Source organism: Herbidospora daliensis, assembly GCF_001570585.1.
Lineage (GTDB): Bacteria > Actinomycetota > Actinomycetes > Streptosporangiales > Streptosporangiaceae > Herbidospora > Herbidospora daliensis.
The window spans coordinates 1321830-1348020 of sequence record NZ_BBXF01000002.1; the positions used below are offsets into that span (position 1 = coordinate 1321830).

A 26191-nucleotide genomic window follows, 5' to 3' on the forward strand; every position below is an offset into this window, starting at 1 on the left:
TTTTTTCGGATTTCCGGCCATGCTGGTGAGGTGAGCAGCAGGGCTCCCTATCCGGGGCTGGCGGCGTTCGGCGCGGCGGACGCCGACGTGTTCTTCGGCCGCGACGACCTCCTCGCCGACCTGCGGCGGCGTACCGGGACCGAGAGGCTGGTCGTCGTCACGGGGGCCTCGGGGGCCGGGAAGAGCTCGCTGGTCGGCGTCGGGCTCGGCGGGCTGCGCGTGCGGCCCGGCGGTGATCCGGTCGGCGCGCTGCTGGCCGCGTTCGGGGCCACGATGGACCACGACCGGCTGGCCGCCGCGCCCCACCACCTCGACGAGCTCGGCGACCCGGGGCTGATCGTGGTCGACCGGTTCGAGGAGGTCTTCGCGGCCTGCCGCGACCTCGACGCGCGGCAGACCTTCATCGGGGCGCTGGCCGCCACCCGGGCCCGGGTGGTGCTGGTGCTGCGGGCCGACTTCACCGGCGACGCCGCCGTCCACCCCGAGCTGGTCGCGGCCCTTTCCCGGCCGCTGCTCGTCTCTCCTCTTTCTCCGGACGACCTCCGCACGGCCGTCGAGCGGCCCGCGCTGACCCGCGGGGTCGTCTTCGAGGAGGGCCTGGTCGACGAGATGCTCGCCGACCACAACGGCGACCTGCCCCTGCTGGCCCACACGCTGCGGGTGATGTGGGACCGGCGCGCGGGCGGCCCGATGACGTTCGAGGGCTACCGGGCCACCGGCCGGGTGACCGGGGCGATCCCGCGCAGCGCCGAACGGGCGCTGGCCGGCACCGACGCCAGGGCGGCGCTGTCGGCGCTGGCCGGCCCCCACGGCACGTCGCGGCCGGGCCCGATGACGCCCGAGCTCGAACGGTTCGTGGCGGCCGGGCTGGTCGAGACCGACGGTGAAATCGCCGAACTGGCCCACGAGGCGGTGATCCGGGCCTGGCCCCGGTTCACCGCCTGGACGGAGGCCGATCGGGCGGCCGGTCAGGTGCGGCGGGAGTTCGCCGCCGACGCCGACCGCTGGGTGCTCAGCGGGTTCGCCGCGCCCCACCTCTACACCGGCGCCCGGCTCGCGGCGGCGCGGGCGGCGGTGCGGCGCGTCCGGCGGGAGCTGACCCCGGCCGAGGTGGCCTTCCTGGAGGCGAGCGCGGCCCAGGAGTTCGAGGGCCGACGGGCCGACGAGAAGCGCACCTTCGTGCGGGGCCTGGTCTCGATCGCGGCCGTGGCGCTGCTCGTGCTCAGCTTCGGGGCCACCGGCGCGCTCGCGCTGTTGGTCAACGGGGCCACCCGCGACCGTGACGCCGCCGTGGACCGGGGCACGGTCGCGGTGGCCCGCCACCTGCTCGCCCAGGGCGACGCGCTGGCCGCCGACCAGCCGGTGCTGGCCCGGCTGCTCCGGCTGGCCGGGGCCGAGATCGCGCCCGCGCTGCCCGAGGCGGCGGCCGGGCTGCGGGCCTCGGCGGCGCACCCCGCGCTCGACGTGCTGCGCCCGCAGGGCGTGGAGACCATGGTCGTCAGCGCCGCCGGGACGCCGGCCACCACCTCGGGCGGCGACGTCACGTTGTGGCGGGGCGGCGCCCCGCTCGCGGTCGTGCACGCCCACGACGACCCGATCAGCGCGCTCGCCTTCACCCGCGACGGCCGCCGGTTCGCCACCGCGGCCTCCGACGGCTCGGTGCGGATCTGGGACACCGCCGCCCGCGACCTGCTGGCCGCCGTCGACGACGGCGGCCTCGGGCGCAAGGCCATCGCGTTCGCCCCCGATGGACGCACCATCGCCGTGGCCGCGGCCGGGCGGCCGGTCACGATCTGGAGCACCACCACGGCCCAGCCGGTGGCGGAGTTCCCGGCGGCGGGCGCGCGCCCGCTGGTGCTGTTCAGCAACGACGGCGACACCTTCTACGCCGCGACCACCCGCGGCCTGGAGGTCTTCGACGTGCCGAGCCGGAAGCGGCTGCGCCTGCTGCCCTCCAAGGGGGTCACCTCGGCCGCGCTCACCCCCAACACGCGCACCCTGGCCGTCGGCCGGGCCGACGGCGGCGTCGAGATCTGGGGCGTGGGGGAGCGCGAGTTCGTGTTGCGGGGCGAGGTGGCCGCGCACGACCGCGCGGTCGAGGCCGTCGCGTTCAGCCCCGACGGCAGCACGTTCGCCACCGGGGGAGGAGACGAGGCGGTGCGGATCTGGGAGACGGTCGCCCGCCGCCGGATCGGCGACACGATCACCGGCCACACCGGCACGGTCGTCGCCGTCGCCTTCACGCCCGACGGGCACACCCTGCTCAGCGCGGCCGCCGACCGGACCGTCCGGATCTGGAACATGGCGGCGTACGACTCCGTGCTCGACCTGACCACCCGGGTGGCCGACCCCAAGAACGGCCGGTTCGCCACGGTCGAGGCGATCACCTTCAGCCAGGACGGCTCGATCTTCGCCACCGGCGACGCTGAGGGCACCGTACGCCTCTGGCGGACCGCCTCGCGGACCCCGCTCGGCATGCCCATCACGACCGGGGCCTCCGGGGTCCACTCGATGGTGTTCGACCCCACGACCGGCGGGCTCGTGGTGCTGAGCGCCGACAACGTGATCAGCTTGCTCGACGTCGACAGCCGCACCAGCCAGCCCCTGTGGGCCAACCCGCCGCAGGAGGTCACCAACCACGGCGTCCTCGGCCCCGACGGCCGCACGGTCGCGCTGGCCTACGGGCCGGGCGTGGAACTGTGGGACAACCAGACCCGGCGGCTGACCGGGCGGCTCGGCGGCCACGACGGCGACGTGCGGGCGGTGGCGTTCAGCCCCGACGGGCGGCTGCTGGCGACCGGGGGAGCCGACCGGGTGATCCGGTTGTGGGATCCGGTCAGGGCCGTCGCCGCCGGTCCGGCCCTGCTGGGGCACACCGGGGACGTCTTGTCGGTCGCGTTCAGCCCCGACGGGAGCGTGCTGGCCAGCGGCGACGTCAGCGGGGCGGTCCGCTTCTGGGACGTCGCGACCGGCCGGCCGCTCGGCGCCTACCACGGCCGCACCCCGGCCGACGGGGCCCCGGCGTTCGCGGCGAGCGCGCTGGCGTTCAGCCCCGACGGCGGCACCCTCGTGGGCGGCGGCCGGTTCAGCGCGCCGGGCCAGCCCGCGCTGGAGATCTGGGACTCGACCCTCTACGGCGCGGACGCCCGCGACCTCGTCTGCGACCAGGCCGGGCGCACCCTCACACCCGAAGAGTGGCGCGTGCACGCACCCGGTCAGCCCTACCGGCGGCTCTGCTGACCACCGGGCCGTCGCGCAGGCCGTCGAGCAGCCGGTCGAGGTGGACGAGCAGCTCGCCGTGCAGCGGCCAGTGGCCGGGGTCGTTCCTGAGCACCGCGCCCAGCTCGTCGCGCAGGCGGCGGCCCTCGGCCAGCGAGCGGTCGAGTTCGCCGGTGAGGCGCTCGGCCTCCTCGGGGCAGCAGGTGGTGGCCGCCTCGGCGTAGTTGCGGGTGGTCTGGGCCAGGTCGTGCAGCACCCCGGCCAGGCGTTCGCGGACCTCGGGCTCCCACATCCGCAGGCCGGTGCGGTCGCTGATGCACCGGGCCAGGCCGCGTACGGTCGGGATCGCGCGTTCCAGCGTGTCGAGGGCCTCCCGCAGGGCGCGGCTGTGGCCGGTTCCCGTGCGGCCGCGCAGGCGGGCGGTCTCGTCGGCGGTGTCGACCTCGGCCTCGACCCGGAGGATCTCGGCGGTGAGCCGCCTGGCCCGGTCGGTCCAGCGGGCGACGGCCTCGGGGGCGGGTTCGGCGGCCAGTCCGGCGGCCATGTCGTCGAGGAGGGCGGCCACCCGGCCGCCGAAGGCGGCGATGGCCTGCTCGGCCGGGCGCAGCCGTGCCGGCGTGGCCACGAAGACGGTGACCAGCCCGACGGCCGCGCCGATCAGGGTCTCCACGATCCGGTCGGCGGCGGCCGGACCGGTGCCGAACTGGAGGATCAGCATCGCGCTGATCGGCAACCTCCAGCAGGTGCTCCCGCAGTTTCAGCAGGTGGCCGAGGCCCAGGGCGACCGCGACGGACAACCCGAGGCTCCACCAGCTCAGCCCGAACAGCCCGCTCACGACCACCGACACCAGCACACCGGCCGCGACGCTGACGATCCGCCCTCCGGCGTGCTTCAGCGTCCGGAAGAACGAGACCTGGACGACGAGCATCGCGGTCAGCGGGGCCAGCGTGGGCGCCCTGGTGTCGAGCAGCACGAGCGCGATCACGTACGCGGCCATCGCGGTGACGACCAGGCGGGCGATCGACGTCAGACGTTCCGGCATGCGGGTATCCACCTCCCCCGAATAAGACATTTCTTGACAAACGGCATGCCTGGGGGTGGATATTTCCTGGTCGGAGCAAAACCGAAGGGCCGGGTGGATCACCCGGCCCTTGGTCTGCGGCGGTTACGGCTTGGCCGTGAACGCCGACGGGACGTACATCTCGGTCTCCGGCTTGGCCTCGCCGACGAAGGTGAACTTGGCGGCCTCGCCCTCACCCTCAACGTCGACCTTGACGACCTGGCCGGGACGCAGCTCCCCGTACAGGATCTTCTCCGAGAGCGAGTCCTCCAGCTCACGCTGGATGGTCCGGCGCAGTGGCCGGGCGCCCATGACGGGGTCGTAGCCGCGGTCGGCGAGCACCTGCTTGGCGGCCGGGGTCAGCTCCAGAGCCATGTCCCGGTCCTTCAGGCGGGCGTCGACCTGCGCCAGCATCAGGTCGACGATGCGGATGATCTCGGTCATACGCAGCTGGTGGAAGACGACGGTGTCGTCGACGCGGTTGAGGAACTCGGGCCGGAAGTGCTGCTTGAGCTCCTCCTGGACCTTGGCCTTCATCCGGTCGTAGTTGCCCTCGACGTCGTTGTTCTTGGCGAACCCGACCCCGATGCCCTTGCTGATGTCACGGGTGCCGAGGTTGGTGGTCATGATGATGACGGTGTTCTTGAAGTCGACCACCCGGCCCTGGGCGTCGGTCAGGCGACCGTCCTCCAGGATCTGCAGCAGGCTGTTGAAGATGTCGGGGTGGGCCTTCTCGATCTCGTCGAACAGCACCACCGAGAACGGCTTGCGCCGCACCTTCTCGGTCAGCTGACCGCCCTCTTCGTAACCGACGTAACCGGGAGGCGAGCCGAACAGCCGGGAGACGGTGTGCTTCTCCATGAACTCCGACATGTCCAGCATGATCAGCGCGTCCTCGTCCCCGAACAGGAACTCGGCCAGCGCCTTCGAGAGCTCGGTCTTACCGACGCCCGAGGGGCCGGCGAAGATGAACGAGCCGCCGGGCCTTCTGGGGTCCTTCAGGCCCGCCCGGGTACGCCGGATCGAGCGGCTGAGGCCCTTGATCGCGTCGTCCTGGCCGATGATGCGCTTGTGCAGCTCGTCTTCCATGCGGAGGAGACGCTGGGACTCCTCCTCGGTGAGCTTGAAGACGGGGATGCCGGTCGCGGTCGCCAGCACCTCGGCGATCAGTTCCTCGGTGACCTCGGCGACGACGTCCATGTCGCCGGCCTTCCACTCGCGCTCGCGGCGCTCACGCTTGAGCATGAGCTGCTTCTCGTTGTCGCGGAGGGCGGCGGCCTTCTCGAAGTCCTGCGCGTCTATGGCCGACTCCTTGTCGCGCCGCACGTTGGCGATCTTCTCGTCGAAGTCGCGCAGGTCGGGCGGGGCGGTCATGCGGCGGATGCGCATGCGCGAGCCGGCCTCGTCGATCAGGTCGATCGCCTTGTCGGGCAGGAACCGGTCGGAGATGTAGCGGTCGGCCAGCGTCGCGGCGGCCACCAGGGCGCCGTCGGTGATCGACACGCGGTGGTGGGCCTCGTAGCGGTCGCGCAGACCCTTGAGGATCTCGATCGTGTGCGACAACGACGGCTCGGCGACCTGGATCGGCTGGAAACGACGCTCCAGAGCGGCGTCCTTCTCCAGGTGCTTGCGGTACTCGTCGAGAGTGGTCGCGCCGATGGTCTGCAGCTCGCCTCGGGCCAGCATCGGCTTGAGGATCGAGGCGGCGTCGATCGCGCCCTCGGCGGCGCCCGCACCCACCAGGGTGTGGAGCTCGTCGATGAACAGGATGATGTCGCCGCGGGTGCGGATCTCCTTGAGAACCTTCTTCAGGCGCTCCTCGAAGTCGCCGCGGTAGCGGCTGCCCGCGACGAGCGCGCCCAGGTCGAGGGTGTAGAGGTGCTTGTCCTTGAGCGTCTCGGGCACCTCGCCCTTGACGATCTTCTGGGACAGGCCCTCGACCACGGCGGTCTTGCCGACGCCGGGCTCGCCCACCAGGACGGGGTTGTTCTTGGTGCGGCGGGACAGCACCTGCATGACCCGCTCGATCTCCTTCTCGCGCCCGATCACCGGGTCGAGCTTGCCCTCGCGGGCGGCCTGCGTGAGGTTGCGGCCGAACTGGTCGAGGACCAGCGAGGTCGAGGGGGCGCTCTCCTGCGGGCCGCCGGAGGCCGCGGCCTCCTTGCCGCCCTGGTAGCCGTGCAGCAGCTGGATGACCTGCTGGCGGACCCGGTTGAGGTCGGCGCCCAGCTTCACCAGGACCTGGGCGGCGACGCCCTCGCCCTCGCGGATGAGCCCGAGCAGGATGTGCTCGGTGCCGATGTAGTTGTGGCCGAGCTGCAGCGCCTCGCGCAGCGACAGCTCCAGCACCTTCTTGGCACGCGGGGTGAAGGGGATGTGGCCGGAGGGGGCCGACTGGCCCTGGCCGATGATCTCCTCGACCTGCTGGCGGACGCCTTCGAGGCTGATGCCGAGGCTTTCGAGGGCCTTGGCGGCGACGCCTTCGCCTTCGTGGATGAGGCCAAGCAGGATGTGCTCGGTGCCGATGTAGTTGTGGTTGAGCATCCGGGCCTCTTCTTGGGCCAGGACGACCACCCGCCGCGCTCGGTCGGTGAACCTTTCGAACATCTCTCGCCGCTCCATGGAGTCCGGGGGGCCCTGTTACTCCATAGAACGCGGTAATTGGAGTGATGGGTACCGAATACGCGATAGGCGAACTTCACTCTGGGCGTACGGTCAGCCAGGTTAGAGCGGGCGGGAAGTGCTGCGACCACCAGTAGATGTCGTGGCCGCCGGCCCACTCGACGTGGCGGACCTTCGCGCCGGCGGCGGCCAGCTTGGTGGCCCAGTCGTCGGCCGACCACCGGAAGCCCGACTCCAGGGTGCCGCCGCCGACGTAGTTGCGGGTCAGGGCGTGCAGCTCGGTCTCCGGGGGGATGCCGGGGCTGAGCCCGAGCGCGCCGGAGAAGACGTCGGGACGCCGCTGGGCCGCGTTCAGGGCCCACACCGCGCCGCTCGACGCCCCGGCGGCCAGCCAGACGCCCGAGGCGGGGAACCGCTCGTCGGCCCACGGGATCACCTCGTCGGTGACGAAGGCCAGGTGGGCGGCGTACCGCTCGGGGTCGTGGGCCGGGAGGTACTCGTGCGACCTCGGGTCGCCGTCGTCCGACTCGGCGCAGAAGACGCCCACCACGGCCACCGGCGGGCAGGTGCCGGCCGTGATCGCCGCCTCGATGACCGGGGCGAAGGCGTCGAGCATCTGGCCGTCGGCCAGGCAGACCGCCGGGATCAGGCCGTCGGTTTCGGGTGGGACGTAAAGGGCGATGGTGCGGGGCTCGCCGAGGAAGGTGAGCCGGTGCTCCTCCAGGGTGCCCCGGAGCTCGGCGACCTCGGGCAGCGGTGGCGGGGCCAGCTTCCCGCGCCACTCGCGCTCGGCCACCATCGTGGGGACGTCGGGGCAGACGTACACGCTGATGACCGACTCGTCGAGGCGGCGGATGCGCAGCGACGCCTCCCAGAGGTCGTCGGCGCCGTCGACCGGCCACATGAGGAACTGCACGCCGCCGGAGATCCGGGGGTGTTCGCAGGTCCCGCGCCAGACGACGTGCAGCACGTCGTCCTCCGACCAGACGGCCAGGTCGTCGTCGTCGAGCCGGGCGCGCAGGGCGGCCGGGTCGCGCGGGGTCCAGACCCGCCTGATCTCGGCGTCGGGCGGCAGTTTCTCCGTCCAGTTCTCGGCCGCTCTGATCTTGTTGGCGGTGACGAGCGACCGCAGATGCTGGGCGACTGTCTCACGGCCTGCGGCGGCGCGCTCATCGTCAGTGACGGCATGGTCGTAGGCGGCCTCTAATTCGCCATCTATTTCATATGTCCATACATCCAGACGATCTGCCACGTTGCGAACGTACACAATGGAGTAATGGACCGCGAGAAAATCTCACTCGCCGGCGCCCAGGAGACGATGCTCGCCACCCTGTGGAGCCGAGCTCTCGACAGTCGCTCCCCCCGCTCGATCCTGAAGGACGAGACCGCGCAGCAGGCCGTCGAGCGGATCGACTACGACTTCACGAAGACCGGCATCACCCCCATGACCGCGGCCGGGGTCGCCCTCCGGGCCCTGCGCATCGACGAGTGGACCCAGGACTTCCTCCGGCGGCACCCCACCGCGACCGTCTTACATCTCGCCTGCGGGCTCGACACCCGGGCCCAGCGCATCGACCCCGGTCCGCTGGTGCGCTGGATCGACCTCGACTACCCGGAGGTGCTGGAGCTGCGCGACCGGGTGATCGACCGGCCCGACGGCGACTACCACACCATCGCCTCGTCGGTCACGAGCGAGAAGTGGCTGACCGCGGTGCCCGACGACCGGCCGACGGCGGTTGTGTTCGAGGGGTTGTCGATGTACCTGCGCGAGGACGACGGCCGCCGCCTGATCGAGCGGCTGACCGCCAGGTTCGCGACGGGCGAGCTCGTCTTCGACTGCCAGAACTCGACCGGGATCCGGCTCCAGAAGTTCAACCGGCCGGTCCGGCAGGCCGGCGCGACCCTCTACTGGGCGATCGACGACCCGCTGGTGCTGGAGTCGTGGCATCCCGGGCTGACGCTGCGGGAGGCCCAGCGGGTGGTCGACATGCCGGGCGTCGAGGACTATCCGCTGGGCGGCCGCGTGGCGATGTGGATCATGGCGCATCTGCCCGGGTTCCGGAACATCGGCCAGATCCTGCGCTACTCCTGGGGCTGACGCCTGAACCGCCCGGAGAGCCACGCGACGAAGACGAAGCAGAGGGCGGCGGCCAGGACGTAGACGAGGAAATGGCTCTCCGGGGTGACGCCCGTGATCGTCAGGAAGAGCACCACCGTCGCCGCCGAGCCGCCGAGGGCCACGATCCAGGCGGGCCGCACCCCCAGGAGCACGAGGGCGCCCCAGGCGAGCGCGGTCGCGACCGCGTAGGCGGTGCCGATCAGCGGGATGAGGCACTCCAGGCCGCCCGAGCAGATGGCGTCGCCGATCCCGGTATCGGACATGAACCGGCCGAGGACGGCGACGACGGGCAGCAGAACGGCGCCGACGACCCCGGCTTTCACCAGTTCGGAGGTCTCGCGCGTACTTTTAGGCAATTCGACACCCATGTCGTAAATATCCGGAAATTGGGGGCTGGGGGAATGAGTACGCCTACTCAATATGGGCCGTTCCCGCCACTCGTCGGGAATCGCCCACCGCTTGGCGCTTGGGACTCACGTCACCCCTGATCAGGATGTGAGACATGACAGCCGTACCGTTCGACCCCGAGCTCGCCGCCGCGCTCACGGTCATCTCGCAGAACATGCCGTCGTCGCTCACCCCCGAAATGATCCCATTGCTCCGCCAGGGCATGGCCGGTCTCGGGCCGGCCGAGGACCTCACTCTCGGCGGCATCGTCGACCTGACCGAGGTCGACCTGGGCGAGGGGGTGTCGGTGGTCGTCTGCCGTCCGGTCGCCGCGCCGACGCCCGCGCCGGTCGTGTACTGGATCCACGGCGGCGGCATGATCATGGGCGACCACCGGGTCGGGCTGGCCGACCCGCTGGCCTGGGCGGTCGAACTCGGCCTGGTCGTCGTCAGCGTCGACTACCGGCTCGCCCCCGAGCACCCCGACCCGGCGCCCGTCGAAGACTGCTACCGGGGCCTGGTCTGGCTCGCCGACAACGCCGCCGAGCTGGGCGTCGACCCGGCCAGGATCGTCGTCGCGGGCGGCAGCGCCGGCGGCGGCCTGGCGGCCGGCACCGCCCTGCTGGCCCGCGACCGGGGCGGCCCCGCCCTGCTCGGCCAGCTGCTCATCTACCCGATGCTCGACGAGCGCAACGACACCGTCTCCAGCCACCAGATGTCCGGCCGCGGCATCTGGGACCACACCTCCAACGAGACCGGCTGGTCGGCCCTGCTCGGCGACCGCCGCGGCGGCCCCGACGTGTCGATCTACGCCTCGCCGTCGCGGGCGACCGACCTGTCGGGCCTGCCGCCCGCGTTCGTGGACGTCGGCTCGGCCGAGACCTTCCGCGACGAGGACGTCGCCTACGCCACCGCGATCTGGCAGTCGGGCGGCCAGGCCGAACTCCACGTGTGGCCGGGAGGTTTCCACGGCTTCGACGTGATGGTGCCGCAGGCGGCGTTGTCGCAGCGGGCCAAGCAGGCCCGGCTCGACTGGCTGCGCCGCCTGCTGGGCCACTGACCCGCTGAGGGAGACTGAGGGGATGCGGGAGCTCGTCGGACGATTGGCCGCGCTCGACCCTGACGCCAGCGCCGCCGTGCAGGTCATCGCCTACTTCGACCGGCTCGCCGAAGGGCGGGCGGGCCTGGAGGCGACGGTGCGCGGGGTCGCGGTGCTGGCGGGCTGCGCCGCCCGCCTGGTCGACGAGGAACGCGCCGTCTTCCTGCGGGTGCTGGCCGACGGCCGCCGCGACGACCACCCCTCCGAAGACGACCCCGGCTGGCCGAGGGCCCGGTCGGGGGAGGTCGAGCTCGTGCTGGAGAAACCCGGCCCGCCGTCTCCCGTCGACCTGATGGTGCTCGAACGCGGCGTGGCGCTGGCCCGCGACGTGCTCGACCGCACCCGGGGGCGGGCCCCCGATCCGGCGCTGGTGGAACTGGTCGTGGACGCCACCGCGGGCGAGACCGCCCGGCTCCACGCCGCCAGGAGGCTGCGCCTGGGCGACCGGGCCCGCGCGATCGTGCTGCCCGACGGGGTCGTGCTGGTCGAACCCGACGGACCGGCCCGCCACCCGCTGGGCGAGGTCCGCGCCGGGGTGGGGCCGGTCGTGCCGGTAGCGCGGCTGCCGAGGTCGTACGCCGACGCGAAGGTCGCGCTCAGGTTCGCCGACGACGTGCTCGGCCCCCGGGTGGTGCGCTTCGACGACCTGGGCGGTCTGGCCGCCGTCGCGGCGGCGATCGGCCCGGCGACGGCGCCCTCGCCCGACGTGGTCACCCTGGGCGGGCTGCCCGCCTGGGCGCTGGAGACGCTGCACGCGGTCGTCACCTCGACCAGCCTGCGGACCGCCGCCACGCACCTCACCCTCCACCACTCGACGCTCGTCGACCGGCTCGGCCGGGCCGAGCAGCTGCTCGGCTGGGAGGTGCGCGGCCCCGACGGGCGGTTCCGGCTCCAGCTGGCGTTCGCGCTGAGGCGGCTGCACGCCCACCCCCAATAGGCTGTCGCGCGTGGCCACGTTCAGGATCAGTGAGGCCGCGGCGATCCTCGGCGTGAGCGCCGACACCGTACGCCGCTGGGTCGACTCGGGGCGGCTCGCCGCCAGCCGTGACGAGCACGGCAGACGGCTGATCGACGGGCCCGACCTGGCCGCCTTCGCCCGCACCCAGATCGCCGGGGAACCGGGCGGGGCCACCTCGTCGGCCCGCAACCGGTTCAGGGGCATCGTCACCGAGGTCGTGCGCGACACCGTGATGGCCCAGGTGGAGATCGCCGCCGGGCCGTTCAGGGTGGTGTCGCTGATGAGCCGTCAGGCCGCCGACGAGCTCGGGCTGGAGCCGGGGGCGGTCGCGGTGGCGGTGGTCAAGTCGACCAACGTGGTGGTCGAGCTCTCCTAGGCGCGGTGGGTGCGATGGGGGCGGCGCGGGTGGCGTACGCCGAGGGCTTCGGAGACCGAGCCGCTGACCCGCAGCCCCTCGGCGGCGAGCAGCCCGTTGATGCGCAGGACCTGGCGGGCCGGGGCGGCCAGGGTGAGGCTGCCGCCTCGGCCGCGTAACTCCTCGTCGGCGCGGCAGAGGGTGAGCAGGCCGCCGAGGTCGCTGAAGGTCAGGCCGGCCGCGGCGACGACGACGCGGGTGACCTTCCGGGCGTGCAGGCCGATGAGGGTGGCCTCGACGACCGGCTGGGTGAACATGTCGAGTTCTCCCACCAGTGACATGATCACGGTGTCTTGGCCGATGTCGGTGATGTCGACCGCCAGGTGCATTGTGCGCCCCCTTCGCTCGGTAGTCACCGTCTCAGCCCATAGGCACCTTTGCGCGGCACTCTGACCAGTAACGTGGGGTCCCAGTCATCAGAAGAGGACCGTCGCAAGCTCCCGCCACTGCGTCATCGGCAGTTCGCCGGCCGGGGTGCCCAGCACCTGGAGGCACACGTGGTCGGCGCCCGCGTCGCGGTGCTGGTTGAGGCGGGCGGCGCACTGCTCGGGCGTGCCCCACGCGAACAGCGCGTCGATCAGCCGGTCGCTGCCCCGGCCGCTCACGTCGTCGTCGGTGAAGCCGCCGCGCCGCCAGTTGTTCACGTAGTTGGGCATGGCCAGATAGGGGTGCAGGGCCTCGCGGGCGAGCTGGCGGGCCCGCGCCGGGTCGGTCTCCAGGACCACGCCCTGCTCGCTGGCGACCAGGCGGCCGGGGCCGATCGCCGACCTGATGGCGGCGGTCTGCTCGGGCGTCACCAGATAGGGGTGCGCGCCCGCCGCCCGGTTCTTGGCGACCTCGACCATCTTCGGGCCGAGGGCGGCCAGCACGCGGCGGTCGGCGGTCACCCCCTCCTTGTCGAGCTCGTCGAGGTAGGCGGTCATGGCGGTGAGCGGTTTGCGGTAGGCGCCGGGGCGGAACCGGTCGACCAGGCTCTCGTGGCTGACCCCGAGGCCGAGCAGGAAGCGGCCGCTGTGGGCGGAGCCGAGGGCGCGGGTGCGTTCGGCGGTCTCGCGGGCCGGGGTCGACCAGATGTTGGTGATGCCGGTGGCGACGGTGACGTCGGTCGTGGCGGCGAGGATGTTCCCGGCGGTGTCGAGCCCGCTGTCGGTCCCGCCGGGAACCCAGAGCGCGCCGTATCCGAGCTTCTCCAGTTCGGCCGCCGCCTGCCCGACCTCGGCCGGGTTGTCGGTCCGGAACTCCCTTGCCCAAACGCCGTAGGGTTTCATGTCGCCTCTTTCGTAGTTCGCGCCGGGGTGAACGGCGTTACCTGGTGACGTACCGTGATCAACAGCTGCCTAACCCCGCTTCGGCGACCTCCGGTCGTGAATATCGGTGAATCCAACCCTGTCGCTTACCGAACGTGGCGATCCCCGTTGTTTTCCCAGGTGGCGGCGGATGAGAATTCGATTTCACCGCTGTTCTGCAATTTGATCCGGGTAAACGGATGGGCCATTGTCTAACGGCGTTGGGCGTTACCCTCTAAGGCAAAAGTACACAGAGTAGAAGAGGTGCCATGGCCCGGCCCAAGGTTCCGCTGATCTCCCGGAGAAAGGTCCTGGAAACGGCGCTGGCGATCGTCGACGAGGAGGGACTCGACGCTCTCAGCATTCGCCGGCTGGGCGAGGCCCTGAACGTCAACGGGGCATCCCTCTACCACCACTTCCGGAACAAGGACGAGATCCTCGACGGGGTCGTCCAGCTCGCCCTGGACGGCGTCGAGTTCCCGGCCACCGACCATCCGAGCTGGCGGGTCTGGTTACCGCTGACGGCCTACCGCACCCGCGCCGCGCTGGTCGCGCATCCGGGGCTGATCCCGGTGATGCTGCGCCGCGCCTCGATGGGCGGGACCCCGGAGGCCGAGGCGCTCGTGGCGCGGCTGCACCGCGAAGGTGTGCCGATCGAGATCATCGCGCCGGTGACCGAGAGCCTCGAACTGCTCGCGGTGACCAGCGCCCTGCAGGAGGTGGGGGCCCGCGTCATGGAGGACGCGCCGGCCACCACCCGGCTGGAGGAGGCGCGCGGCGCGCGCGGGGTGTCGCCGGGGGAGTTGTTCGAGGTCATGGTGTCCTCGACGATCTCTCTGGTGGAGAGCGCGATCGCGCTGAAGGACTCGCGCGAGGCGCTCGACCGGGTGCCCGCCGCGCGGGCGAAAGGCGGCCGGGGGAAGCGGTCGTAATTAGACGTTAGTGCTGGTTGATGCCATAGTTTCGCCCGTGCAGCGAGAATTGTGGTCGAACGACACTGATGTCCTGAAAGCCGTCGAACGCCGGGTTCTCTGGCTCTCCATGGCGATCGTCCACCACGCCAACCGGGTGCGCCCCAACCGCACGGGCCTGAAGGTGGGCGGCCACCAGGCGTCGTCGGCGTCGATGGTCTCCATCATGACCGAGCTCTGGTTCCGCCACCTGCGTCCCGAAGACCGCGTGTCGGTCAAGCCGCACGCCTCGCCGGTCCTGCACGCCGTCAACTACCTGCTCGGCGACCTCGACAGGCGCTACCTCACGACGCTGCGCGAGTTCGGCGGCCTGCAGTCGTACCCCAGCCGCGCCAAGGACCCCGACCAGGTCGACTACTCGACCGGCTCGGTCGGCATCGGCGCCACCGCCCCCATCTGGGGCGCGCTGGCCCGCCGCTACGTCGACTCGATGACGTCGGGCGGCGGCGGGGGCCGCCAGTACTCCCTGGTCGGCGACGCCGAGCTCGACGAGGGTGCGGTCTGGGAGGCGATCGGCGACCCCATGGTGTCGGGCCTGGGGGAGATCGTCTGGATCGTCGACCTCAACCGCCAGTCGCTCGACCGGGTGGTCCCGGCGCTGGGCGCCCCGCGCCTCCAGGGCATGTTCGCCGCCGCGGGCTGGCAGGTCATCACCGTGAAGTACGGCGACCTGCTGGAGTCGCTGTTCCGCGAGAAGGGCGGCGAGGCGCTGCGCACCCGCATCGACGCCATGCCCAACCCCGAGTACCAGCGCCTGCTGCGCTGCACCCCCGGCCAGCTCCGCGAGCGGCTGCCCGCCGGCGACCCCGAGATCGAGGCGCTGCTGGCGACCCTGGACGACGACACGCTCACCCGCGCGATCAGGAACCTCGGCGGCCACGACTTCCCGGCCCTCAACCAGGCCTTCGCCGCGATCGACGACACCCGGCCGACGGTGATCTTCGCGTACACGATCAAGGGGCACGGCCTCGCGGTCGAGGGGCACCCGCAGAACCACAGCTCGCTGCTGACCGCCGAGCAGCTGGCCGAGCTCGCCGACCGGGTCGGCGCCGACCCCGGCGACCCCTGGGCGGCCTTCCCCGCCGACTCGCCCGAGGCCCGGTTCTGCGCCGAGGTAGGCGCCGCGCTGAAGCGCCCGCCGGTCGCCACGATGCCGCCGCCCGACGTCCCGACCGACTTCGGCCGCATCCCGTCGGGCACCGCGACCACCCAGGCCGCGCTGGGCCGGACCCTGCTCGACCTCACCCGCTCGGCCCCCGAGGCGGCCCGCCGGGTCGTGACGCTCAGCCCCGACGTCAGTTCGTCGACCAACCTCGGCGGCTGGGTCAACAAGGTCGGCGTCTGGTCGGCCACCGAGCAGGTCGACTGGTTCGCCGACGACCCCGAGACGATCCTGCACTGGCGCGAGCGGCCCACCGGCCAGCACATCGAGCTCGGCATCGCCGAGACCAACCTGGTCGGGCTGCTGGGCGAGCTCGGCGCGACCTGGTCGCGGTGGGGGCAGCCGCTGCTGCCGATCGGGGTGCTCTACGACCCGTTCGTCCAGCGCGCCCACGAGCCGTGGTCGTTCGGCATCTACGCCGGCGGCCAGTCGATCCTGGTCGGCACCCCGTCGGGGGTCACGCTGGCCCCGGAGGGCGGCGCGCACCAGTCGATCACCACGCCGTCGCTCGGCCTGGAACAGCCGGGCTGCGTCACGTACGAGCCCGCGTTCGCCATCGACGTCGAGTGGACCCTGCTGGCCTCCCTCGCCAAGCTCGGCCGCCCCGACGGCAGGTCGGCGTACCTGCGCCTCTCGACCCGCCCGGTCGACCAGTCGCTGGCCGACGTGCCCGCCGACCCGGCGGTGCGCGAGCGGCGGCGCCGGCAGGCGGTCGCGGGCGCGTACCTGCTGCGCAAGGCGCCCGACGGCCCGGCCGTCACGATCGTGGCGATGGGCGCGACCGTGCCCGAGGCGCTCTCGGCCGCCGAGCGGCTGCAGCGGCTCGGCATCCGCGCCGACGTCGTGTGCGTGACCAGCCCAGGGCTGCTGTTCACCGCCACGCAGGCCAAGGCCGGCCGGGAGGACGGCGCGACCTGGGTGCTGGACGCCGCCTTCCCCGCGCACCGCGCCGCGCCGATGGTCACCGTCCTCGACGGACACCCGCACACCCTGGCGTTCCTGGCCGGAATCAACAACGTCAAGGCGCGTCATCTCGGAGTGACCCGGTTCGGGCAGTCCGGCGATCTAGAGTCGGTCTACCGGTACCACGGGATCGACGCGGACGCCATCGTCGGGGCTGTCCTGGATGTGTCAGGTTGAGGTGTTCGCAGGTTGGATCTAAGTCGTAAGCCCTACCATTTCGGACTCGTGACGAGAATTACTCGCTATTTCGTTGTCGCCGCCATGCTGATCACGGCGGGGGCCGTGCTGGCGTCTCCGGCTCAGGCCGAGGCCAAAGCGTTCGTGCCCAAGTCCGTGGCGACGGCGAATCCGCTGTACAAGACGAAGTTCGGCACGGTCAGCTGCGGTGCGGGGTCGCCGCGGGCCGGTAGCCGTGCTTCATATCGCACCTTCCTGATCAAGGTGCACAGCTGCCTGACGACCGCCTGGCGCAAGTCGTTCGCCCAGGCGGGCAAGAAGTTCCGGGCGCCCAAGATGGTGGTCGTCAACAAGCGCGGCAACACCTCGTGCGGCCGGTTCCCGGCCCGGTTCGTGGGCTACTACTGCTACAACACCGAGACGCTCTACATCTACCTGTGGAGCACGCCGGTCAAGAACGGCTACGGGTTGTGGGGCGCGGAACTGCTCGCGCACGAGTACGGCCACCACATCCAGGGCCTGGCCGGAATCCGCGCCTACTCGCTGCAGGTGCCGGGGAACGAGACCTCGCGCCGCCTCGAACTCCAGGCCCAGTGCTTCTCGGGGGCCTTCCTGCGCAGCGTCAGCGGCTCGCTGCCGGGCATCGCGCAGAACATGGACTACGAGTTCGAGTGGTACGTCAAGAACGGCGGCGACAAGGCGGGCGCGCCGCCCGACCACGGCAACGGCCCGAACAACGCCTACTGGCTGAAGCGGGGCTGGAGCTCGGCGAGCCCGGGTTCGTGCAACACCTGGAGCGCCTCGCGCTCGCGGGTGGCCTGATCGGAACCGCGTGAAGGCGGGCCGCTTCCCAGCGGCCCGCCTTCACTTGTTTCTCACGGCTGAGAGGAGCCGACGTGATCGTCACCGGTGTCGCCGCCGGGGTGCCCTTCGCGGCGCTGAGCCCCGCCGAGCCCCGGCCGGACAGCCCGGTCGTGGTGGCCTGGCACCTGCTCGACGCGCCCCGCACCGAGACCGCGTTCGCGGCGGCGATCCCGCTGCGCGGGCTCGGCCACGCCTGGCGGTTCTACCTGGGCCTGCCGCTGTCGGGCTCGCGCGCGCCCGAGGGCGGGCTGGAGGCGCTCATGGGCGGCGACGTCGTGCTCGACGTCCACTGGCCGGTCGTCTCCGGGGCCGCCTCGGAGTTCCCGGCGGCCTGGGCCGAGCTGCGGGAGCGCTTCGGCATCGGCCACGACCGCGTCGCCCTGATGGGCGGCTCGGCCGGCGCGGCCGCCGCCCAGCTGGTCTTGGCCGAGGGCGGCTTCGAGGTGCCGGCGATCGTGCTGCTCAGCCCGGTGACCCGGCTGCGCGCGGTCATCGACGGGCTGAGCGTCCACTACGGCATGACGTACGACTGGAGCCCGCCCGCGAGCGAGGTCGCCAGCCGGCTCGACTTCCCGGCGCGGGCCGACGACCTCGGCGACACGCCCATGCTGATCGTGGTCGGCGAGGACGACCTGCCCGGGGCCTTCCTGACCCCGGCCGAGGCGCTGGTGGCGATGCGGACCGCGCCGACCGAACTCGTCGTGGTCGCGGGTATGGGCCACGCCCTGGCCGACGAGCCGGGCGTCGAACCGGCCCCGCAGACCGAGCGGGCCCGCGAGGTCGACGCGCTCGCCTCCGCCTTCTTCGCCGCCCACCTGCCCTAAGCCTGCCGGCAGGTGCGCAGGGCGTCGTCCACGAAGGCCATCGCCTCGGGATGGCTACGGAGCAGGCCCAGGCTGTGGTCGCCGACCGGGAGGATCTTGAGCTGTCCCGTCTTCACCTGGGGGACCTGCTCGAACAGCGCCGTCGCGTTGGCGCCGAAGGCGGTCTCGGCGACCGCCCACAGGCTCGCCACCGGCTTGCTCTCGGAGAGGGGCGCCACGCCGCCCTCGATGCCGGTCAGCGGGGAGACCGCGACGGCCACGCACATCGGCAGGCCGGTCGCCCGCTGGGCGGCCAGCACCGCGATCGGGCCGCCGAAGGAGCTGCCCAGCACGGCGATCTTGCGGGCGCCCTGGTCGTGCAGCCAGGTCAGCGCCTGGTTCAGGTCGGCGGCCAGCTCGCCGACCTCCCCGTCGCCCTCGCTGGAGCCGACGCCGCGGCGGTCGGGGACGATCACCCGGACCTTCAGCCGCTCGGCGAGCGCCGACATCTCGGGCAGCCAGTCGCAGAGCGTGTGCCCCGCGCCGTGGGCGACGGCCATCCCGACCGAGGCGTCGGACGGCCCGACCACCGCCGCGCCCAGCCGGACGCCGGACGCGGCCGTCAGGACGACCCGTTCGGCCCCGGGAGGCACGGTGTCGCACTGGTCGGCGAGCGGGCTGTCAGGGGCGGCGCCACACCCGGTGAGCAGGGCGAGCACGATCAGGACGACGAGTCGGGACATGGCCACGGAGCTTAACAGTTGGATGATTCATTAACTTGTATCGTTCGTGTTTAGGGCGGTAGGTTGGTCGTCATGACGGCACCCAGGAGCCACACCATCGCGGAGGAGTTGCGCGGGGCGGGACTGCGGGTGACGGCAGCCCGGGTCGCGCTGCTCGAGACGGTGCGGGGTGGCAACCACCTCGGCGTCGAAGACATCGCCTCGGGCGTCCGTGACCGGGTCGGTCACGTCTCCCTCCAAGCCGTATACGAGGCCCTGCACGCGTTGACCGCGGCGGGGCTGGTCCGCCGGATCGAGCCGGCCGGTAGCCCGGCCCGGTTCGAAGGACGCGTCGGAGACAACCATCACCATGTCGTCTGCAGGTCGTGCGGCGCCGTCGCCGACGTCGACTGCGCCGTGGGTGAGGTGCCCTGTCTGACCGCGTCCGAGACCCACGGTTTCACGATCGACGAGGCCGAGGTCATCTATTGGGGCCGCTGCCCCAGCTGTTCCGCCACTGCGAGCTGAGATAGTCCGGAAGGATTTCGATGTCCGAGAACCACGACGCCATCGTCACCGACGCGAAGGACGAGGGCGTCTGCCCGGTCGCGCACACGCGCGCGGCCCACCCGACCCAGGGCGGCGGCAACCGCCAGTGGTGGCCGGAGCGGCTCAATCTGAAGATCCTCGCCAAGAACCCGGCCGTCGCGAACCCCCTCGGCGACGACTTCGACTACGCCGCCGCCTTCAACGGCCTCGACCTCGCGGCCGTCAAGCGCGACATCGCCGAGGTGCTGACCACCTCCCAGGACTGGTGGCCCGCCGACTTCGGCAACTACGGCCCCTTCATGATCCGCATGGCGTGGCACAGCGCGGGCACCTACCGCATCCACGACGGCCGCGGCGGCGCCGGCGCCGGCCAGCAGCGGTTCGCGCCGCTCAACTCCTGGCCCGACAACGGCAACCTCGACAAGGCCCGCCGTCTGCTGTGGCCGGTCAAGAAGAAGTACGGCCAGAGCATCTCCTGGGCCGACCTGCTGATCCTCACCGGCAACGTCGCCCTGGAGACCATGGGCTTCCAGACCTTCGGCTTCGCCGGCGGCCGCGCCGACGTGTGGGAGCCCGAGGAGGACGTCTACTGGGGCCCCGAGTCGGTCTGGCTCGACGACAAGCGCTACACCGGCGACCGCAACCTGGAGAGCCCGCTGGGCGCCGTCCAGATGGGCCTCATCTACGTCAACCCCGAGGGCCCCAACGGCAACCCCGACCCGCTGGCCGCCGCCCGCGACATCCGGGAGACCTTCCGCCGGATGGCCATGAACGACGAGGAGACCGTCGCCCTCATCGCCGGCGGCCACACCTTCGGCAAGACCCACGGCGCCGGCCCGGCCGACCACGTCGGCGCCGACCCCGAGGCCGCCTCGATCGAGGAGCAGGGCCTCGGCTGGCGCAACACCTACGGCACCGGCAAGGGCGCCGACACGATCACCTCGGGTCTCGAGGGCATCTGGACGACCAAGCCCACCCAGTGGACCAACGACTTCTTCGAGATCCTCTTCGGCTACGAGTGGGAGCTGTTCAAGAGCCCCGCCGGGGCCAACCAGTGGCGTCCGCAGGGCGGCGCGGGCCAGGGCACCGTGCCCGACGCCCACGACCCGGCCAAGAAGCACGCCCCGACGATGCTCACCACCGACCTGGCCCTGCGCGTCGACCCGATCTACGAGCAGATCTCCCGCCGGTTCCTGGAGAACCCGGCCGAGTTCGCCGACGCCTTCGCCCGCGCCTGGTACAAGCTGACCCACCGCGACATGGGCCCGGTCGTGCGGTACCTCGGCCCGGAGGTGCCCTCCGAGGTCCTCCTCTGGCAGGACCCGCTGCCCGCCGCCTCGGGCGAGACGCTGTCGGCCGACGACGTCGCGGCGCTCAAGGCCGCGATCCTCGACTCGGGCCTGTCGGTCCCGCAGCTGGTCTCGGCCGCGTGGGCGTCGGCCTCCTCGTTCCGCGGCAGCGACAAGCGCGGCGGCGCCAACGGCGCCCGCGTCCGTCTTCAGCCGCAGATCGGCTGGGAGGTCAACGACCCCGACCAGCTCGCCAGCGTGCTCTCCACCCTTGAGGGCGTGCAGGCGTCGTTCGGCAAGCCGGTCTCCCTGGCCGACCTGATCGTGCTGGCCGGTTCGGCCGCCGTCGAGCAGGCCGCCCGCGACGCCGGTTACACCGTCGAGGTCCCGTTCACCCCGGGCCGCGTCGACGCGACCCAGGAGCAGACCGACGTCGAGTCGTTCGCCGCCCTGGAGCCGACCGCCGACGGCTTCCGCAACTACTACGGCAAGGGCAACCGCTACCCGGCGGAGTACCTGCTGCTCGACCGCGCCAACCTGCTGACCCTGAGCGCGCCCGAGATGACCGTCCTGGTGGGCGGCCTGCGGGTGCTCGGCGCCAACACCGGCCAGTCGGCCCAGGGCGTGCTGACCACCCGCCCCGGCACCCTGACCAACGACTTCTTCGTCAACCTGCTCGACCTGGGCACGACGTGGAAGGCGACCTCGGAGGACCAGACGGCCTTCGAGGGCCGCGACGCCGCGACCGGCGAGGTCAAGTGGACGGGCACCCGCGCCGACCTGGCGTTCGGCTCGAACTCCGAGCTCCGCGCCCTGGCCGAGGTCTACGCGAGCGACGACGCGGGCGAGAAGTTCGCGGCCGACTTCGTGAAGGCCTGGGTCAAGGTCATGAACCTCGACCGGTTCGACCTGGTCTGACCTGAATAACGAAAGGGCCGGTCCGCGATCGACGCGGGCCGGCCCTTTCGGCTTCGGTCAGTAGTGGTAGCGGGCTTGGAGGATGACCAGTTCGTCGTCGAGCGGGAGATAGACGAGGCGGTGCTCATCGGTGATCCGCCGCGACCAGGCCCCTTGCAGGGCGTGCTTCAGCGGTTCGGGCTTGCCGATGCCGGCGTAGGGATCACGCAGGGTGTCTTCGATGAGCTTGTTGATCCGTTTGAGGATCTGCCGGTCGGTCGACAACCAGGAGGTGTAGTCCTCCCAGCCCTCAGGGGTGAAGGAGAGCTTCATTCGTGGTCGTCTGCGTCGATCAGCTCATGAATCTCGTGACGGCCTTCGAGGGCCTTCTGGTAGGAGGAGATGAGCCGCCGCATGTTGGCGGGGGAGCGCAACAGGTAGGCCGTCTCCCTCAGCGCTTCGTATTCGGCCGCCGGAACCAGGTAGGCGCGGTTGCTCTTGGAGACGATCTCCACGGCCGCGCTGTCCTCGTTCACCTCGTCGATCAGGGGAAACAGCCGGCGCCGTGCCTCACTTGCGGTAATCGACATCGGGAACCTCCGCCTCGGTGGTACCAAATACGGTACCACTCGGGCTCGTTGCTTCGTAGCGGCGGCGCATGATCGGCCCCGCCGCCGGGCCCGCGGTGAAGACGTGGTCGTCGCCGTCGGCTCGGGCGCCCGTGGTGGCGTCGACCACGACCGGGTCGGCCTCCCGGCCCGTGCGGCGGTCGACGAGGATCATCGCGCGGTCGTCGGGGGCGAGCTGGGAGTTGCGCCAGGCGGCCATCGCGACCAGGACCGGGCGCAACGAGCGGCCCAGATCGGTCAGGACGTACTCGTGGCGGACCGGGCGGTCCTGGTAGGGGCGGCGGGCCAGGATGCCCCTGTCGACCAGGGTCTTCAGGCGGCTGGTCAGCATGCTCGACGACAGGCCGATGTTGGCCTGGAAGTCGTCGAAGCGGGTGTAGCCGTCGAAGCAGTCGTGCAGGATCAGCACCGTCCACCACTCGCCGACGATGCTCATCGTGGCCGACAGCGGGCACTCGCGGTCTTCCAGCCGGATCTTGCTGACCATGGGGGACTCCTCGCGACGAATCACTGCTATGTTAGCACTCACCTAGTAACTGCTAAGTTAGAAGTAACCGTGACACACCTGCCCAGCTTCTCCCTCGACGGACGTCTCGCCCTGGTCGCCGGGGGCACCAAGGGCGCCGGGGCCGCCGTCGTCGAACGGCTGAAGGCCGCCGGCGCCGAAGTGGTCGCCGTCGCCCGGTCCGCCGCCCCCGGCAGTGCGGCCGACCGGGTCGTCACCGCCGACCTGGCCTCGCCCGGCGCGGCGGCCGAGATCGCGGCCCAGGTGCCGGCGCCCGACATCCTGGTCCACGTCGCCGGCGGGTCCCACGCGCCCAGCGGCGGGTTCGCGGTGCTCGACGACGACACCTGGCAGTCGGAGCTCGACCTCAACCTGCTGTCGGCGGTCCGGCTCGACCGCGCCGTCGTGCCCGGCATGCTCGCGAAGGGGCGGGGCGCGATCGTGCATGTCTCGTCGATCCAGGCGCGCATGCCGCTCTGGAACGGCACCCTCGGCTACGCCGCCGCCAAGGCCGCCCTGCGGGCCTACAGCCTCGGCCTGGCCAACGAGCTGGCCCCGCGCGGCGTGCGGGTCAACACCGTCTCGCCCGGCGGCATCCACACCCCGGCGGCCGACCGCCTGGTCGAGCGGCTGTCGGCCCAGTTCGGCGGGGATCTCGACGCGGCCTGGGCCTCCCTGTACGACTCCCTCGGCGGCGTCCCCCTCGGCAGGTTCGCCGAGCCGCACGAAGTGGCCGAGGTCGTCGGCTTCCTCGTCTCCGACGCCGCCGCCAGCGTGATCGGCGCCGACTACCTGGTCGACGGCGGCACCGTCCCCACCTTCTGAAAGGAACACGCCATGCGTCCCGACGCCGTACGCGCCTACCTCATCCTCACCCGCAGCGACGACCCCACCTCGGCCGCGGCCCTCTTCGCCAATGACGCCCACGTGACCGACGACGGCCGCGACCACCACGGCCGGGCGGCCGTCAGGGAGTGGCTCGGCCGCACCTCGGCCGAGTTCGACTACACCTCGACCCCGATCGGCGGCGACGGCACCACGGTCACCTGCCGGGTCGAGGGGAACTTCCCCGGCAGCCCCGTCGACCTCGACTACCGGTTCGGGCTCGACGGCTCGGGGCTGATCTCACGGCTGGAGATCGGCGTGCACTAGACCGTGCCCCACACGACCGGCGCGGCCAGCACCTCGGGGAATTTGCGTTCGGCGTATTTCACGTACTCGTCGATGTGCGCGGCCATGGCCTGTGCCGACTTCTCGGGGCACCGGTCGCGCAGCGCCTCGTAAATCCTCACATGGGCGCGGTGGACGGCCGATCGGCGCACTTCCGGATAGTCGATTCCGATCGCGGAACCGTCGAGCATTCCCAGTAGCGCGTCGATCAGGTAGCCGAACATGGTGTTGCCCGAGCCGTGGGCGATGATGTCGTGGAATCGTTTGTTCTCGGCCAGGAACACGCTCTGGTCGGAGAGGCCGGCGCGCATGTCGTCGACGCTCGACTTCAGCGCGGCGAGTTGTTCGTCGTCCATTCTCTCGGCCGCCAGCCGGGCCATCATCGGCTCCAGCGCGGCGCGGGCCTCGGCGACCGTGCGGAACGGCGCGTTCTCGAACTGCAGGAGCAGGGTCAGCGCGGTGACGAGGCTGGTCGCGTCGGGCCGCTGGACGACCGGGCCGCCGCCGGGGCCCGGCTTCAGCGAAAGCACACCCTGGAGTTCGAGGAAACGCAACGATTCGCGGAGCGTGCCGCGGCCGACTTCATAGGTGTCGAGCATGGCGCGTTCGGGCGGCAGCCGGTCGCCGATCGTGTTGCCCCGGCGGTTGATGTCGGCCACGATGCGCTGGGCGACCAGCATGGCCGTCTTCTGCGGACGCAGTGACACCTGAGCCATTTCTCATGACCTCCGAGAGCGAAACGCGAAGACGCCCTTCGGGCCCCGTTAGTTTCTCACATACGGGATGAGGCGGAGTATCAACGTTTTATCTCGCGCATTTGAGAATGAATCGATGCGCATGATTGGTCGCGGTGCTGCCAGCGCGGCACCGGGCGGAGCCGGGTCAGCACCAGCGCCACCGCCGCGGCCATGACCGGCACGCACATCGCGGTGAGCCAGTTCGTCATCGCCAGGTGCCTGACCGTCTCGACCCGGCCGTGCACGAGCACGACCACGGCGAACTGGGCCAGCGCGGCCAGCGGCAGGAAGACCGCCAGGCGGCCGAGCGTCTTCTCCGACGGGGTCAGCGAGCGGCGGCGCACCACCAGCCACCCGGCCCCGGCCGTGGCGGCCCAGAGCACCAGCACCAGCAGCGGGCCCCGGCGGAAGACCTCCCAGATGGCCGAGTAGACGGCCACCCGGTACTCGCGCTCGCCCTCCGGCTTGCCCGCGCCCTCGGGATAGGAGCCCAGGTAGTGGGGGCGCAGCCCGGCCACGCCCTGGAAACCCCATCCGACGGTACGGACGGCGTGCCACGGATGCGTCGCGTAGAACCCGGCGATCCGGAGCGGCGAGGGGTGGGCGGTGCGGTGGTAGCGGTCGGCGAACGTCACCCACGACGGGTCGTCGCGGGACAGGCCGGCGGCGGGGGCGAGCTCCGGGTCGAGGCCCAGCGAGGCCAGGTCGGCGGCGGCCGTCGGGTCGTCGTACAGGATGGTCTGGAAGACGGCCTGGTGGTCGTCGAACTTCGCCTCGGTGACGGCGTGGAAGACGCCGAGCCCGGCGATCCACGTGGCGACCATCAGCGCCACGACGCGGCGGCCGCGCATCCAGAGCAGCGCGAAGGCGAGCACGGGCACGAACGTCACGTACTCCGGCCGCGCGCCGACCACCAGCAGCGCCGGGACCGCCGTCGCCAGCGCCCTCGGCACCGTCGGCCGCTCCCAGAGCAGCAGCAGCGCCACCACGAGGAACCCGGCCGCCACGAGCGCGGTCGGCTCGGCGTAGGGCGAGACGAGGTAGCCGGCGAACCCGGCGTCGGCGTAGACGAGCCCGACCGCCGAGGCGAACCCCACCCGGACCAGCGGCCGCCCCGGCGTGACCGCCACCAGCAACCCGCAGACCACGCCGACGAGCAGCCCGAACAGCACCCCGAGCGCCCGCAGGTCGAGCGCGCCGGGGAAGCCGAGCAGCGGCGTCAGCCACTTCCCGGCCGCCTGCGCGAACAGGGCCGTGGAGAACTCCGGCGGGCAGTTCTCACCCGTCCACGCGTGCGCGGTCCAGATCGGCTGTACGTGCTCCCATCCGGCCCGCGCGGGATCACGGAAGTTGGCCAGCCCGAGCCGGCACGGCAGGTTCTCCCCGAACCCGGCAAGCCCGACATGCCCCCCGAGGAACAACCGCACCTGCATGACGGCCGCCCACACAACCCCGACCACCACCGCCACCAGCGGAAACCGCCGAACCCCGCCCCACCGGGAACCAGGTGCCATCCAGGTCCGCGAGGGCGGCCCCGCCTCAGAATGAGAACCGGGCCGAGCGTCGCGGCCGGAACCAAGTAGATCG

The 26191-nt window shown here is 71.8% G+C and carries 25 protein-coding genes and 1 pseudogene; 13 read left to right on the plus strand and 13 right to left on the minus strand.

Going from position 1 to position 26191, the window contains the following annotated elements:
• Positions 1-30 precede the first annotated feature (30 nt).
• Positions 31-3240, plus strand: coding sequence for an nSTAND1 domain-containing NTPase (locus tag AW274_RS12610; RefSeq protein ID WP_062431187.1), 3210 nt, complete (start codon positions 31-33; stop codon positions 3238-3240).
• Here AW274_RS12610 and AW274_RS12615 read toward each other — a convergent pair.
• The 4 genes and pseudogenes from AW274_RS12615 to AW274_RS12625 form a co-directional block, all read right to left on the minus strand.
• Positions 3182-3937: an FUSC family protein gene (locus AW274_RS12615; RefSeq protein ID WP_232320093.1), complete on the minus strand. Its 756-nt coding sequence runs from the start codon at positions 3935-3937 to the stop codon at positions 3182-3184. The two genes, AW274_RS12610 and AW274_RS12615, sit on opposite strands and share 59 nt — an antisense overlap.
• Before the next feature lie 40 nt (positions 3938-3977).
• Positions 3978-4292 (minus strand): annotated as a pseudogene (locus AW274_RS42950) (aromatic acid exporter family protein); the annotation flags it as partial.
• Positions 4293-4385: 93 nt separating this feature from the next.
• Positions 4386-6887: an ATP-dependent Clp protease ATP-binding subunit gene (locus tag AW274_RS12620; RefSeq protein WP_062431954.1), complete on the minus strand. Its 2502-nt coding sequence runs from the start codon at positions 6885-6887 to the stop codon at positions 4386-4388.
• 91 nt (positions 6888-6978) lie between these two features.
• Positions 6979-8154 (minus strand): alpha/beta hydrolase, encoded by a 1176-nt coding sequence (locus AW274_RS12625; RefSeq protein ID WP_157520063.1) that lies wholly within the window; start codon positions 8152-8154, stop codon positions 6979-6981.
• A gap of 24 nt (positions 8155-8178) precedes the next feature.
• Between AW274_RS12625 and AW274_RS12630 the strand changes: the two genes are divergently transcribed.
• Positions 8179-9000, plus strand: a complete 822-nt coding sequence (locus AW274_RS12630; RefSeq protein WP_062431190.1) for a class I SAM-dependent methyltransferase — start codon at positions 8179-8181, stop codon at positions 8998-9000.
• Here the strand turns inward: AW274_RS12630 and AW274_RS12635 are convergent.
• Complete coding sequence (locus AW274_RS12635; protein ID WP_198169152.1) at positions 8985-9389, minus strand: hypothetical protein; 405 nt, start codon at positions 9387-9389, stop codon at positions 8985-8987. The genes AW274_RS12630 and AW274_RS12635 overlap by 16 nt on opposite strands.
• Positions 9390-9523: 134 nt before the next feature.
• Between AW274_RS12635 and AW274_RS12640 the strand changes: the two genes are divergently transcribed.
• The 3 genes from AW274_RS12640 to AW274_RS12650 are packed head-to-tail and all read left to right on the plus strand — an operon-like array spanning position 9524 to position 11841.
• Positions 9524-10468, plus strand: a complete 945-nt coding sequence (locus AW274_RS12640) for an alpha/beta hydrolase (protein WP_062431192.1) — start codon at positions 9524-9526, stop codon at positions 10466-10468.
• Positions 10469-10490: 22 nt separating this feature from the next.
• Positions 10491-11444 carry a helix-turn-helix domain-containing protein gene (locus AW274_RS12645; protein ID WP_062431193.1) on the plus strand — a complete coding sequence of 318 codons (954 nt, stop codon included), beginning with the start codon at positions 10491-10493 and terminating at the stop codon, positions 11442-11444.
• Between the two features lie 10 nt (positions 11445-11454).
• A complete protein-coding gene (locus AW274_RS12650; RefSeq protein ID WP_062338273.1) occupies positions 11455-11841 on the plus strand; it encodes a TOBE domain-containing protein in 387 nt (128 codons plus the stop codon).
• Here AW274_RS12650 and AW274_RS12655 read toward each other — a convergent pair.
• Both AW274_RS12655 and AW274_RS12660 read right to left on the minus strand, forming a co-directional pair.
• Positions 11838-12209, minus strand: coding sequence for an STAS domain-containing protein (locus tag AW274_RS12655; protein ID WP_062431194.1), 372 nt, complete (start codon positions 12207-12209; stop codon positions 11838-11840). The genes AW274_RS12650 and AW274_RS12655 overlap by 4 nt on opposite strands.
• A gap of 87 nt (positions 12210-12296) precedes the next feature.
• A complete protein-coding gene (locus AW274_RS12660) occupies positions 12297-13148 on the minus strand; it encodes an LLM class F420-dependent oxidoreductase (protein ID WP_062431195.1) in 852 nt (283 codons plus the stop codon).
• 287 nt (positions 13149-13435) lie between these two features.
• Between AW274_RS12660 and AW274_RS12665 the strand changes: the two genes are divergently transcribed.
• From AW274_RS12665 to AW274_RS12680, 4 genes are all read left to right on the plus strand, one after another.
• Entirely contained in the window at positions 13436-14098 is a 663-nt protein-coding gene (locus tag AW274_RS12665; protein WP_062431196.1) for a TetR/AcrR family transcriptional regulator, read from the plus strand.
• Between the two features lie 37 nt (positions 14099-14135).
• The gene (locus AW274_RS12670; protein ID WP_232320094.1) at positions 14136-16439 is read left to right on the plus strand and encodes a transketolase-like TK C-terminal-containing protein; all 2304 of its coding nucleotides are present in this window, start codon (positions 14136-14138) and stop codon (positions 16437-16439) included.
• Positions 16440-16487: 48 nt separating this feature from the next.
• On the plus strand, positions 16488-17261 hold the full coding sequence (locus tag AW274_RS12675; RefSeq protein WP_157520069.1) for a neutral zinc metallopeptidase: 774 nt from the start codon (positions 16488-16490) through the stop codon (positions 17259-17261).
• Between the two features lie 74 nt (positions 17262-17335).
• Entirely contained in the window at positions 17336-18127 is a 792-nt protein-coding gene (locus AW274_RS12680; RefSeq protein WP_198169153.1) for a prolyl oligopeptidase family serine peptidase, read from the plus strand.
• Here AW274_RS12680 and AW274_RS12685 read toward each other — a convergent pair.
• Entirely contained in the window at positions 18124-18849 is a 726-nt protein-coding gene (locus tag AW274_RS12685; protein WP_062431199.1) for an alpha/beta fold hydrolase, read from the minus strand. The two genes, AW274_RS12680 and AW274_RS12685, sit on opposite strands and share 4 nt — an antisense overlap.
• 72 nt (positions 18850-18921) lie before the next feature.
• Between AW274_RS12685 and AW274_RS12690 the strand changes: the two genes are divergently transcribed.
• Together AW274_RS12690 and katG are read left to right on the plus strand one after the other, a co-directional pair.
• Complete coding sequence (locus tag AW274_RS12690) at positions 18922-19356, plus strand: Fur family transcriptional regulator (protein WP_062431200.1); 435 nt, start codon at positions 18922-18924, stop codon at positions 19354-19356.
• Positions 19357-19376: 20 nt separating this feature from the next.
• Positions 19377-21584: a catalase/peroxidase HPI gene (gene katG / locus AW274_RS12695; protein WP_062431201.1), complete on the plus strand. Its 2208-nt coding sequence runs from the start codon at positions 19377-19379 to the stop codon at positions 21582-21584.
• Positions 21585-21641: 57 nt separating this feature from the next.
• Here katG and AW274_RS12700 read toward each other — a convergent pair whose 3' ends face one another.
• Genes AW274_RS12700 through AW274_RS12710 form a run of 3 tightly spaced genes read right to left on the minus strand, consistent with a single transcriptional unit; the run spans position 21642 to position 22679 of the window.
• Entirely contained in the window at positions 21642-21896 is a 255-nt protein-coding gene (locus AW274_RS12700; protein WP_062431202.1) for a Txe/YoeB family addiction module toxin, read from the minus strand.
• A complete protein-coding gene (locus AW274_RS12705; protein ID WP_232320095.1) occupies positions 21893-22099 on the minus strand; it encodes a type II toxin-antitoxin system Phd/YefM family antitoxin in 207 nt (68 codons plus the stop codon). Before AW274_RS12705 ends, AW274_RS12700 begins: the two co-directional genes overlap by 4 nt.
• 34 nt (positions 22100-22133) lie before the next feature.
• Complete coding sequence (locus tag AW274_RS12710) at positions 22134-22679, minus strand: winged helix-turn-helix transcriptional regulator (protein WP_062431203.1); 546 nt, start codon at positions 22677-22679, stop codon at positions 22134-22136.
• 69 nt (positions 22680-22748) lie between these two features.
• Between AW274_RS12710 and AW274_RS12715 the strand changes: the two genes are divergently transcribed.
• Together AW274_RS12715 and AW274_RS12720 are read left to right on the plus strand one after the other, a co-directional pair.
• Entirely contained in the window at positions 22749-23522 is a 774-nt protein-coding gene (locus AW274_RS12715; RefSeq protein ID WP_062431204.1) for an oxidoreductase, read from the plus strand.
• A gap of 12 nt (positions 23523-23534) precedes the next feature.
• Positions 23535-23849, plus strand: coding sequence for a nuclear transport factor 2 family protein (locus AW274_RS12720; protein WP_062431205.1), 315 nt, complete (start codon positions 23535-23537; stop codon positions 23847-23849).
• On the opposite strand, the gene AW274_RS12725 is transcribed toward AW274_RS12720, so the two are convergent.
• Together AW274_RS12725 and wsfD are read right to left on the minus strand one after the other, a co-directional pair.
• Positions 23846-24583 (minus strand): FadR/GntR family transcriptional regulator, encoded by a 738-nt coding sequence (locus AW274_RS12725; RefSeq protein WP_062431206.1) that lies wholly within the window; start codon positions 24581-24583, stop codon positions 23846-23848. The genes AW274_RS12720 and AW274_RS12725 overlap by 4 nt on opposite strands.
• Positions 24584-24663: 80 nt before the next feature.
• A complete protein-coding gene (gene wsfD / locus AW274_RS12730) occupies positions 24664-26067 on the minus strand; it encodes a glycan biosynthesis hexose transferase WsfD (RefSeq protein WP_157520072.1) in 1404 nt (467 codons plus the stop codon).
• Between the last annotated feature and the right edge of the window lie 124 nt (positions 26068-26191).